The organism is Streptomyces sp. MK37H (assembly GCF_018035285.1).
Classification (GTDB): domain Bacteria; phylum Actinomycetota; class Actinomycetes; order Streptomycetales; family Streptomycetaceae; genus Streptomyces; species Streptomyces endocoffeicus.
The window spans coordinates 1-9,647 of the sequence record NZ_JAAAYH010000347.1 but is presented as its reverse complement, the minus strand read 5'-3'; the positions used below and the strand labels follow the sequence as shown (position 1 = coordinate 9,647).

General features: G+C 75.4%; 9 protein-coding genes and 1 pseudogene. 6 read left to right on the top strand and 4 right to left on the bottom strand.

Annotated elements, in window-relative coordinates; all coding sequences use genetic code 11:
- Nucleotides 1-946 (bottom strand): ATP-binding cassette domain-containing protein (locus GWI24_RS33600; RefSeq protein WP_210949835.1); only part of this gene is annotated, 946 nt, incomplete at its 3' end.
- 119 nt (nucleotides 947-1,065) lie between these two features.
- Between GWI24_RS33600 and GWI24_RS33595 the strand changes: the two genes are divergently transcribed.
- The gene (locus tag GWI24_RS33595) at nucleotides 1,066-1,905 is read left to right on the top strand and encodes a peptidyl-tRNA hydrolase (RefSeq protein ID WP_210949834.1); all 840 of its coding nucleotides are present in this window, start codon (nucleotides 1,066-1,068) and stop codon (nucleotides 1,903-1,905) included.
- A gap of 72 nt (nucleotides 1,906-1,977) precedes the next feature.
- Here the strand turns inward: GWI24_RS33595 and GWI24_RS33590 are convergent, their stop codons facing one another.
- The gene (locus GWI24_RS33590) at nucleotides 1,978-2,889 is read right to left on the bottom strand and encodes a class I SAM-dependent methyltransferase (protein ID WP_210949833.1); all 912 of its coding nucleotides are present in this window, start codon (nucleotides 2,887-2,889) and stop codon (nucleotides 1,978-1,980) included.
- A 264-nt stretch (nucleotides 2,890-3,153) separates the two neighbouring features.
- Here GWI24_RS33590 and GWI24_RS33585 point away from each other — a divergent pair, with 264 nt between their 5' ends.
- Nucleotides 3,154-4,236, top strand: a complete 1,083-nt coding sequence (locus GWI24_RS33585; RefSeq protein ID WP_210949832.1) for an NAD-dependent epimerase/dehydratase family protein — start codon at nucleotides 3,154-3,156, stop codon at nucleotides 4,234-4,236.
- Nucleotides 4,237-4,730: 494 nt separating this feature from the next.
- Here GWI24_RS33585 and GWI24_RS33580 read toward each other — a convergent pair whose 3' ends face one another.
- Nucleotides 4,731-5,843: a sensor histidine kinase KdpD gene (locus GWI24_RS33580; protein ID WP_210949831.1), complete on the bottom strand. Its 1,113-nt coding sequence runs from the start codon at nucleotides 5,841-5,843 to the stop codon at nucleotides 4,731-4,733.
- Nucleotides 5,836-6,654, bottom strand: coding sequence for a response regulator transcription factor (locus GWI24_RS33575; protein ID WP_210949830.1), 819 nt, complete (start codon nucleotides 6,652-6,654; stop codon nucleotides 5,836-5,838). The genes GWI24_RS33580 and GWI24_RS33575 overlap by 8 nt, the downstream gene beginning before the upstream one ends.
- 116 nt (nucleotides 6,655-6,770) lie before the next feature.
- Between GWI24_RS33575 and GWI24_RS33570 the strand changes: the two genes are divergently transcribed.
- From GWI24_RS33570 to GWI24_RS33555, 4 genes and pseudogenes are all read left to right on the top strand, one after another.
- Nucleotides 6,771-7,493, top strand: a complete 723-nt coding sequence (locus GWI24_RS33570) for a glycosyltransferase family 2 protein (protein WP_210949829.1) — start codon at nucleotides 6,771-6,773, stop codon at nucleotides 7,491-7,493.
- 155 nt (nucleotides 7,494-7,648) lie between these two features.
- Nucleotides 7,649-8,275 (top strand): DUF2064 domain-containing protein, encoded by a 627-nt coding sequence (locus tag GWI24_RS33565; protein WP_247617221.1) that lies wholly within the window; start codon nucleotides 7,649-7,651, stop codon nucleotides 8,273-8,275.
- Nucleotides 8,272-9,075, top strand: coding sequence for a methyltransferase domain-containing protein (locus GWI24_RS33560; protein ID WP_210949827.1), 804 nt, complete (start codon nucleotides 8,272-8,274; stop codon nucleotides 9,073-9,075). Before GWI24_RS33565 ends, GWI24_RS33560 begins: the two co-directional genes overlap by 4 nt.
- 3 nt (nucleotides 9,076-9,078) lie before the next feature.
- Nucleotides 9,079-9,647: pseudogene (locus GWI24_RS33555) on the top strand (hypothetical protein); the annotation flags it as partial.

Sequence of the window (9,647 nt, the reverse complement as noted above, 5' to 3'; positions counted from 1 at the left end):
TCGCCCCTTGGGCGGGCTCCTGGGTGTCGTTGTCGTTGATGGTCGTCACCGCGCGAATGTGCCAGGGCGGGTCGGCGGTCAGCAGGGTGCGGAGCAGGCCATCGGAGTCGGCGACGCCGACCTCGACCGTCAGCCGTACGCCCCGCCCCGCCGGACCGGTGCCCGCGGCCCCGTGCCCGGGCGCGGGGCCGTACTCGCGCACCACCGCGCCCGACAGCTCACCGGGCGGCCCGGCCCCCGGCGCTCCCTCGGCCTCCACCCGCACCCGCGGCCCGGCACCGGGCCCGTTCGGCCTGACACCGGGCCCGTTCTGCGCCGTCGACGGCCGAACCGTGCCGTCCACCGGCTCCAGCCGGGTCTCGGTGACGCGCAGGACGCGGTCCGCCGCCCCGGCGAGGCGGCGTGGGTCGTGGTCGACGAAGACGACCGCGCCGCCGTCGGCGACGCGCTCGGCGACCGCCGTGTCCAGCACCCCGCGTGCGGCCTGGTCGAGACCGGTCCACGCCTCGTCCAGGACCAGCAGGCCGGGGGCGGCCAGCAGCGCCTGTGCCACGGCGATCTTCTGGCTGGTGCCCTTGGACAGCTCGGCGAGCGGGGTGCCGGCGTAGCCGTCCGCGCCGAACCGCTCCAGCCACTCCGCCGCCCCGCGTGCCGCAGCGGCGCGGGACAGCCCGTGGATCCGGCCCAGGTGGGTGAGGTAGCCGAGGGCGGAGAAGGGCAGCTCAGCAGGGAACCGCTCGGGGACGTAGGCGGTGGCCGGGCGGCCGGTGATCCGGCCCGCGCTGGGGGCGTCGATCCCGGCGAGCAGCCGCAGCAGCGTGGACTTGCCGCTGCCGTTGCGCCCCTGGATACGGGTCAGCGAACCCGGCGGCACCTCGAGATCGACACCCCGTAGCACCCACGGTCCGCCCAGGCCGTAGCGGCGGCCGACTCCTCGCAGTCTCATGCCGGTTGAGCATAGGCGCGCCTCTCGGAGAGGGGAGGCCGTCGGCGCGCGGAGGCGCTGGGCCCCGTCCGGCGGAGATCCCGGACGGGGCCTGCCGGCGGTCCTGGCACACTTGGCGCGTGACCAGCACCGACGCCGACACCGAGAGCGGCACCCAGACGACCGCTCACCAGGGCACCGGATCCGGCGCCCGCAGCAGCCCCTTCCGGCATGCCGAGACCGACCGGGACGCCGCGCCGCAGTTCGTCCTGCCCCTGGTGGTCCGGATCGAGAAGGCCGCGCCCCCGGCGCGTACGGACGCCTTGGAGACGGCGGCGCGCGCGGTGCTGGTGCTGCTGTCGGACGAGCGGGCGACGGCCGCCGACGGCGAGTGGGCCCAGGCCGTACGGGACTGGCAGGACGCCCGGATCCGCAAGGTCGTACGGCGGGCGCGCGGCGCGGAGTGGCGGCGCGCGGCCGGGCTGCCGGGCATCACGGTCACGGGCCGGGCACCCGACCCGGCCACAGCCGAGGATGTAAACGGGCACCAGGACGGGGACGGAGTATCGTCGGCGGCCGCCGAGGTGCGGGTGTTCCCGCCGGTGCCGCTGGACGGCTGGCCCAAGGAGCTGGCCAAGCTCCAGGTCTCCGGCACCGACCTGGACGACCCCGAGCCGCCGCCCGCCCCCGGCCCCACCGGTCCGGTGCTGTGGCTGAGCCCCCATGTGGAGATGTCGGCGGGCAAGGCGATGGCCCAGGCCGGACACGGCGCCCAGCTGGCCTGGTGGGAGCTGGACGACGCGGCGCGCGCGGCCTGGCGCGAGGCCGGGTTCCCGCTGGCGGTGCGTACGGCGTCGGCCGAGCGGTGGGACGAGCTCACCGCGAGCGGCCTGCCGGTGGTGCGCGACGCGGGGTTCACCGAGATCGCGCCGGGGTCCTGCACGGTCGTGGCGGACCACCCGGCGCTGCGGCGGCGGTAAGGCCGTCCGAGACGCCGGGAATCCTTGGGAGCCCAGGGGCAGACAGCCCCCGGGCTCCCTCCGCGCCCGGGGCTACCCCCTGCGGCGGCGGATCGCGCGGGTGACGACCGGCGGGAGCACATCGGCGGCGAGCCGCCGGACCGCGGTGGGGCGGCGCGCCGCGGGCGCGGACGCCGGTGCGGTGGACGCGGAGCGCGGCGCGGGAGCCGGGTCGCGCGGCTCATGGGCGAAGCGGGAGGTGGGCGGGGTCGGGTTCGCGGGCTTCCCCGAGAACCGCAGCACCCTGCGGCCCGCGATCTCCTGCACGCTGGTGTGCATCCCCTTGCGCCACTCCTCGTCCGCGAGCATCTCGTCCTGTATCGGCTCCGGGTCGCCCCAGGTGCCGTAGAGCTTCTGTGTGGACAGGCAGATGGGCCGCAGGCCACGGGTGAACACCGCCTCCCAGGTCGCGGCGGCCACGCCCGGGGTGTGCTCGGAGCGGAAGTCGTCGAGGACGACGAGACCGTCGGGCACCAGCGTGTTGTGCGCGGTGTCGATGTCGCCCGCCACGTGCTCGTACAGATGCGAGGCGTCCACGTGGATGAAGCGGCAGGTGTTCGCGCCGACGTGGTCGGGCACGACCGAGGTGGGGCCCTGGATGACGTTCGGCAGGTCGTCCCAGAAGGCCAGGTAGTTCTGCTCGAAGGCGGTGCGGGTCAGGGTGGAGTACGACTTGCGCGCCTCCGCCGCGTTCTTCTCGTCCGGCGCCTCGGCGTCGAAGAGGTCACAGATCGTGAACCGCTCGTTCGCCCGCAGATAGGCGGCGGTGAAGATGGCGCTCTTGCCCATGTAGGCACCCATCTCCATCAGGTCCCCGCGCTGTCCGAGGCGCTCCTGGCGGCTCAGAAGGCGGTCGAACAGCACTTGGTCAAGGCTGGGGAACCATCCCTTGACGTCATTGAGGCAGCGGGGACGCTGGGCCGCGGGGGCGGTGGTGACCGTCATGTGGCTCTCTGTTCGTCGATGGCGGCGGTCTTGAGAGACGTGTCCGGTTGAACGTGTACGTGTCCGGGAGCCCCAGGAGGACAGGCCTCGGGGACGGGGTCCCAGGGGACGCGAGTGGGCGCCACGGTCGCAGTGAAAGGCAACGCCGGGCCGTCCCCCTTGTGACCATTCTGTGACCACGCCTCCTCCGGAAGGTCTTACGGAGCGGTGACGGAACGGCGCGGGGGCGGGCTTCGCCCCCCGCTCGGGCCTAGCGTCGCCCCCATGCGCGTACTGGTCACCGGAGGTGCGGGCTTCATCGGCTCGCACATCGTCACCGCCCTCGTCGAGCACGGCCATGAGCCGGTCGTCCTCGACGCCCTGCTTCCCGCCGCTCACCCAACCGCCACCCATCCGGTTCCGCCATCCGCGGACGGGGAGTGGATCCACGCCGATGTGCGGGACCGGGAGGCGGTCCTCGCGGCGCTGCGTGGAGTGGACGCCGTATGCCACCAGGCGGCCATGGTCGGTCTCGGCAAGGACTTCGCGGACGCCCCGGCCTATGTGGGCTGCAATGACCTGGGCACGGCGGTGCTGCTGGCGGCGATGGCCGAGCGCGGGGTGCGCGAACTGGTCCTCGCCGGGTCGATGGTCGTCTACGGGGAGGGGCGCTACGACTGCTCCCGCCACGACTGCCCCCGCCACGGCCGGGTCCGTCCCGGCCCGCGCGCCGAGGCGGATCTCGCGGCGGGCCGCTTCGACCCCCTCTGCCCCGAGTGCGGCACCCCGCTGCGGCCCGGCCTGGTGGACGAGGACGCCCCGGCCGATCCCCGCAATGTGTACGCGACGACGAAACTGGCCCAGGAGCACCTGGCGGCGGCCTGGGCCCGGTCGGTGGGCGGCCGCGCGGTGTCACTGCGCTACCACAATGTGTACGGGCCGGGGATGCCGCGCGACACCCCCTACGCGGGCGTCGCCTCCTTCTTCCGCTCGGCCCTGGCGCGCGGCGAGGCCCCCACGGTCTTCGAGGACGGGGGCCAGCGCCGGGACTTCATCCATGTCCGTGACGTGGCCGCCGCCAATGTCGCCGCCCTGGAGGCGGCGCCGGACGTGGTGGCCCCGTCCGCGCTGACCGCGTACAACACCGGCAGCGACGACCCCCACACGGTGGGCGAGATGGCCACGGCCCTGGCCATGGCGTTCGGCGGCCCCGCGCCCGTGGTGACGGGCGGCTACCGACTGGGCGACGTACGCCACATCACCGCCTCGTCCCGCCGGATCCGCGACCAGCTGGGCTGGCGCCCGGCGGTGTCGTTCCACGAGGGCATGACCGAATTCGCCCGCGCCCCGCAACGGGCGGGGGTGTGAGGGGAGCGGGGGCGCCTACGGGGTATCCGGCGGTCTTTTCGCTCCCCGCCCCTTCCCGCCGCAGGCGTCACGATCCGTCGGACGCCCCCTGGCTAGTGCCGCGTCAGCCAAGGTTTGCCCCGCTCGCCGCCCTGGCACGGCCGCCCCCAGCTACCGCTGGGAGGTGCCCCCGGCGGCGTTGCCGAACCGACCGAGTAGGCCCTCCCCCGGACTTCGTCCGGGCGGTGCCCCTCGATGCCGATTCGGCGCCTTGCAGCTGACCGCACCAGGACGCCTCGCTACCGGGCAAACCTTGACTGACGCGGCACTAGATGTGTTGTCCCGGCACGTTGGTGACGGGCGACGCGCTGTGAGGGGCGGCGGGCTCAGGCGCCGCCACTCGAGGCAGACGGGATCGCTCAGGCGACGGCGGCTTGAGCGAGACCGAGCTCTCGCGTGGCGGCGGGCTGAGGGGCAGGGCCCCTGCTTTGCGGTGGTCCGGGAGCGCCAGGCCCTCACACCGCGGCGGCGGGGAGGCGGACCTCGAAGCGGCAGCCGCCGTCGACGTTGCGGACCGCCGCCTGGCCGTCGTGGGCCTCGACGATGCCGCGGACGATGGCCAGGCCCAGACCGGCGCCCGCCGGGGGTGTGCGGGCGTCGCTGCCGCGCCAGCCGGTGTCGAAGACGCGCGGAAGGTCCTCCTCCGGGATACCGCCGCAGCCGTCGGTGACCGAGAGCACGACCGTGTCCGCCTCGCGCTCGGCGGACACCGCGACCGTGCCGTCCGCCGGGGTGCGGCGGACCGCGTTGACGAGGAGGTTCCCGAGCACACGGGTCATCTCCTTGCCGTCGACCTCCACCGGGATGGGGTCCACGTGGTCGCCGATCAGCTGGACGCCCAGTTCGCGGGCGAGCGGGTCGACCCCGGCGAGGGCGTCGCCGACCAAGTCGTAGACGGAGATCCGGGTGGGGGCGAGGGAGAGCGCCCCGGCGTGGATGCGGGAGAGCTCGAAGAGGTCGCCGACCATCGTGTTCAGCCGCTCCACCTCGGTGCGTATCCGGCGGAGGTAGCGGTCCGGGTCGGGGGCCACCCCGTCCTCCAGCGCCTCGGACATCGCGCGCAGCCCCGCCAGCGGGGTGCGCAGATCGTGGGAGATCCAGGCGACCAGCTCCCGGCGGGAGGACTCCAGGGCTCGCTCACGCTCGCGGGAGGCGGCCAGTTTGGCGCTGGTGGCGGCCAGTTCACGGCCGAGCGCGGCGAGTTCGGCGGTGGCCTGGCCATCGGGGGCGGCGAAGCTCCCGCCGTCCCCGAAGGAGCGGGCGGCGAGGGCCAGCGCGTTGCTGCGCGCCACCACCCAGCGGCCCAGCAGCAGCGCGGTGGCCAGGGACACCACGGCGGCCATGGCGCAGACGGTCGTGACCACCGTCAGGTCGTGCGGGGACAGGAACATCGCCCAGGCGACGGCCAGCGTCCCGGTGAGCATCGCCGTGACCGCGACGGCGGCGACGACGGCGAGGGACACCGCGACCGAACGGCCGCGCACCAGCCGCAGCGCCAGCGCGCCCAGCAGACCGGCCGCCGCCGCGCCGAGGAAGGCGAACACCGCCATGAGGAGCACATCACGCATCGGAGCCCGGCCCCCGTCCCTCATCCCGCCCCTGGTCCGCGCGCCCCTCGCCGTGGGCCTTGTCGTGGGCCTCGTCGTCGGTCTCGGGCGGGGCGTCGAAGCGGTAGCCGATGCCCCATACGGTCTGGATGAGCCGGGGCGCGGCGGGATCGTCCTCGACCTTTCCGCGCAGCCGCCGCACATGGACGGTGACGGTGGACAGATCGCCGAAGTCCCAGCCCCACACCTCGCGCATCAGCTCCTCGCGGGTGAAGGCCACCCCGGGATGGCGCAGCAGAAAGGCCAGCAGGTCGAACTCGCGCACGGTCAGGGCGAGCTCCCGGCCGTCCCGGGCGGCCCGCCGGGCCAGCGGGTCGAGGGTGATCCCGGCCCGGTGCGTCACCTCGCCCGGGCCGGGGCCGGGGCCGGACGAGCCGGGGACCCGCGGACCGGTCCGGCCGCGCCGCAGCACCGACTCCACGCGCAGCACCAGCTCCCGAGGGCTGAACGGCTTGGTGACATAGTCGTCCGCGCCGATCTCCAGGCCGAGGATCCGGTCCTCCTCGTCGCCGCGCGCGGTGAGCATGATGACCGGCACCGGGCCCTTGTCCCGGAGCGCGCGGCACACCTCCAGCCCGTCCATGCCAGGGAGCATCAGGTCGAGGACGACCAGGTCCGGCCGGCGGGCGGCGGCACGGGCGAGCGCCCCGGGGCCGTCGGCCGCCCGGTCCACGGCGAAGCCGGCCCGGCCGAGGTACCCGGCGACGACCTCGGCCACGGTCGGGTCGTCGTCGACGACGAGCACGCGGGTGGGAGAGGGGTTCTGCTGCATGCCCCACAGCGTGACACCGGCTGCGGCACCAGGGGGCGCCGGGGAGCCCGCTGCCCGGCCGACGTCCGCGTTTCGTAAGAACCTGAAGCCCGAAATGTCGGTTTCTCCTTCGTAGTGTGGTGCGGGTGACGAACTCGACCCTCCCCTGTGCGGACGTCGTACTGCCGTGTCTGGACGAGGCCGCCGCCCTGCCCTGGGTGCTGGCCCGCATCCCCGACGGCTGGCGCGCCATCGTCGTGGACAACGGCTCCACGGACGGCTCGGCCACGATCGCCCGCGCCCACGGCGCCACCGTCGTCCACGAACCCCGCCGTGGCTTCGGCGCCGCCTGCCACACCGGGCTCCTCGCCGCCGAGGCCGACATCGTCTGCTTCTGCGACTGCGACGCCTCGCTCGACCCCGGGCTGCTGGCCGCCTTCGTGCGGACCGTGGCGGCGGGCGACGCCGACCTCGTGCTGGGCCTGCGACGCCCCCAGGAGCGGGGGGCCTGGCCGGTGCACGCCAGGCTCGGCAACCTCGCGCTGACCCGCATGCTGCGGCGGCGCACCGGCCTCACACTGGGCGACCTGGGCCCGCTGCGGGCCGCCCGGCGCGAACCGCTGCTCGCTCTCGGCCTCACCGACCGCCGCAGCGGCTACCCGCTGCAGATGGTCGTGCGAGCCGCCGACGCCGGATGGCGGATCGAGGAGCGCGAGGTGCCGTATCGGCCGCGCACCGGGAAGTCGAAGGTCACCGGCACCTGGCGGGGCACCTGGCACACGGTGCGCGATATGCGCGCCGTGCTGCGCCAGCCGCCGGAGGCCCGCGACCTGGCCACCCCCACGAGGGCCGCGCGGTGAGCGCCGCGCCACACGAGGGTGCCCACGCGGCGGAGGCCCCCTCGGCTCCGGACCGCCTCGACTCCGGCCCTGGAACCGCCGACGGGCGTCCGGTCGCCGGTGCGCACGTCCGCAACGAGTCCGGCTTCCGGGCGGCCCACGCGGACGGGACGACGCTGCTCATCATCGCCAAGGAACCGGTGCCCGGGCGGGTGAAGACCCGGCTCACTCCCCCGTACACCCCCGCCGAGGCCGCCGCACTCGCCGAGGCGTCCCTCGCCGACACACTGCACGCCGCGCTCGCCATGCCCGCCCGTCGCCGGGTGCTGGTGCTCGATGGCCGGCCCGGGCCGTGGCTGCCGCCGGGATTCGAGGTGGTGGGGCAGTGCGACGGCGGTCTGGACGAACGGCTCGCCGCGGCCTTCGCCGCCTGCCGGGGCGCCACCCTGCTGATCGGTATGGACACCCCGCAGGTCACCCCCGCTCTCCTCGCCCCCGCGCTGAGCCCGGGAAGCCGGCACGACTGCGACGCCTGGTTCGGCCCGGCCGCCGACGGTGGCTTCTGGGCGTTGGGCCTGGCCGAACCGGACCCCGAACTGCTGCGAGGCGTGCCGATGTCCACCGCCACCACCGGTGCCGCCCAGCGGCATCGGCTGACGGACGCGGGGCTGCGGGTGCGCGACCTGCCGATGCTCCGCGACGTGGACACGGCGGAGGACGCCGTATTGGTGGCGGCCGACGCCCCGGGTGGGCGGTTCGCCCGGACCCTCGCCCGTCTGTCGTCCCGGGCCACCGCCCGATGAGCACGGCTGAGACGGTGCGCAACGGATCGGTGCGCGAGGGGTCCGTACACGACGGAGCGGTGCGCGAGGAATTCGTACATGACGGGTCTGTGCACGACGGAGCGGTGCTCGAGCGGACGCCCGCTCGCCGCGCGGCCGCACCCTGGCACGCCGACCCCTATGTCCGAGCGCTCCACGCGGGCCGGGGGCCGCTGTTCCTGCGCCGGGCCGACGGCTGGATGCTGCCCCTGGACGTCGAACGCTGGTGCGCGGACGCCGACACGGCCGACCGGACCGTGCTGCGGCGCTGCCAGGGCCCGATACTCGACATCGGCTGCGGACCCGGCCGGCTGGTGGCCGCGCTGGCCCTGCACGGCCGCCCCTGTCTGGGCATCGACGTCAGCCAGGCCGCGGTCGCCCGTACGGTCCGCGCGGGTGGGCCCGCGCTGTGCCGCTCGGTCTTCGAACCGCTGCCCGGCGAGGGACGCTGGGGCACGGCGCTGCTGATCGACGGCAACATCGGCATCGGCGGCGATCCACGCGCCCTGCTGGCGCGCGTCGCCCAACTCATGGCCCCCGACGGGCTGCTGATCGTGGAGACCGCCGCGGCGGATGTGGACGAGCGGGTGCGGGTGCGCGTGGACGACGGCCGGGGCGACGTGGGAACGGCCTTCCCCTGGGCCCGCGTCGGCGTCCGGGCGCTGCTGCACCACGCACACGCGGTGGGCTGGAGCCCGGTCGAGCAGTGGACCGCGCGGGACCGCGGGTTCGTATCGCTGCGCCGCACACCGCCCCTGCCCCGGTCCGCCACGGAGCGCTGAGCCGTGCCCGCATCGCTGCGCCGCCTGCTGCGGCCCGGCGGACTCGCCCGGTGGACCGGCCGGGGGCCCGACCAGGCGCCCCCGGCACACTCCGTCCCGGGCCCTCGACCACCGGCCCGCGACCGCCCCGCACCACCGCCCGACGGCGCGGACGAGCCCCGCCCACCTGGACGCCCCGATCCGCCCGCGCGGGCGCGGACCGCCCCGCCCGCGCGGGTGCGGACCGCCTCGCCCGCGCGGGTGCGGACCGCCCACCGCTGGATCACCCCGCTCGCTCTGGCCACGCTGCTCGGCTCGCTGGCCGCCGTCCTCGCCCTCACCTTCCGCAGGGACGACTTCCACACCGCGCCCGGCACGCTGTCCCGCTGGTACGCCATCGCCTGGGCGCTGTTCGCCGCGGCCGCCTGGACTGTCCGCCGCCTGGGCGCCCGCCAGGCCGCGGTGTTCGTGCTCGCGGGCAGCGCGGCGGTCGCCGCCACGGGTCTGCTCGCACCGCCGCGCACCAGCACCGACGCCTACCGCTACGCCTGGGACGGGCGTGTGCAGGCCGCGGGCATATCCCCCTATGACCA

What these genes read in the sequence shown, in the direction of transcription:
- GWI24_RS33560 (WP_210949827.1), top strand. Translation starts at nt 8,272, where the DNA reads ATGAGCACGGCTGAGACGGTGCGCAACGGATCGGTGCGCGAGGGGTCC.
- GWI24_RS33590 (WP_210949833.1), bottom strand. Translation starts at nt 2,889, where the DNA reads ATGACGGTCACCACCGCCCCCGCGGCCCAGCGTCCCCGCTGCCTCAAT.
- GWI24_RS33575 (WP_210949830.1), bottom strand. Translation starts at nt 6,654, where the DNA reads ATGCAGCAGAACCCCTCTCCCACCCGCGTGCTCGTCGTCGACGACGAC.
- GWI24_RS33585 (WP_210949832.1), top strand. Translation starts at nt 3,154, where the DNA reads ATGCGCGTACTGGTCACCGGAGGTGCGGGCTTCATCGGCTCGCACATC.
- GWI24_RS33580 (WP_210949831.1), bottom strand. Translation starts at nt 5,843, where the DNA reads ATGCGTGATGTGCTCCTCATGGCGGTGTTCGCCTTCCTCGGCGCGGCG.